We start from the raw sequence: 736 nt of genomic DNA, 5'->3' as shown, positions 1-736 counted from the left end.
GCACAATAAAAATAACAATACAAATTATGTTATTGTTGATTCGGAATACTTTAAAAAGTTATCTGAAAACTATTTAAAATTTGAAGCTTACCTTGAAAAAGAAAAGATTAAAGCTGAAAAGAAAGCTGCTAAAGCAAATAAAAAAGATGAGGTTAAATCTGAAATACCTGAAGGTGTTGAAGAACCTGATTTTGAAAGTGAGGATGAAGATGGCAATTTTGAAGAAGAATAAAAAGTATGAAAAAGCACCAAGAAAAGAAATTAAATCAACTCTTGCGGTGCGTCTTACCCAAGATGAAATTAAAAAATTTAACAATTATCTAGAAAAAACAGGTCTTAATAAACAGGATGCACTTCGTAAAATTGTGCTCAGTGTGATCTAATGTCTTGTAAAGAATGTAAAAAACATCCTAGAGCAATTGTTAAGTCTGAAAAAGTTTGTAGTGCATGTTTATGTTTTATGCTTATGAATAATCCACAACTTGAATTTGAATGAATTGATGATAAAGCTGTTGTTGAATTCAAAGCGCCTTCAAAATTGAGACTATTTTGAGAGGGAGTTAAACCATGAAAAAAGAATTAATTAAAGCACTTAAAGAAACTAATCGTGTACAAGAAGAACATCTTGACATGTTTAGTGATCATCTTATTAAATATGCAAAAGAAAATCAATCTAGTGGAATGTACTTTCTAAGTGAAAAACAATTCTTATCAGAATATGAAAAATGACAAAAAC

2 protein-coding genes are annotated in these 736 nt (G+C 28.7%); both read left to right on the top strand.

Annotated elements, in window-relative coordinates; genetic code table 11:
• The coding region (locus G1H19_RS22335) for a hypothetical protein (protein ID WP_163638894.1) at nucleotides 1-232 on the top strand (232 nt) is incomplete at its 5' end.
• A 335-nt stretch (nucleotides 233-567) separates the two neighbouring features.
• Nucleotides 568-729 carry a hypothetical protein gene (locus tag G1H19_RS22330; RefSeq protein WP_163638892.1) on the top strand — a complete coding sequence of 54 codons (162 nt, stop codon included), beginning with the start codon at nucleotides 568-570 and terminating at the stop codon, nucleotides 727-729.
• The last annotated feature ends 7 nt before the right edge of the window (nucleotides 730-736 follow it).

It is taken from the genome of Goekera deserti, assembly GCF_010685995.1.
In the GTDB taxonomy this organism is placed as follows: Bacteria; Actinomycetota; Actinomycetes; order Mycobacteriales; family Geodermatophilaceae; genus Goekera; species Goekera deserti.
Note: the sequence above shows the minus strand (reverse complement) of the source record. Positions and strands in the feature narration are given on the sequence as shown.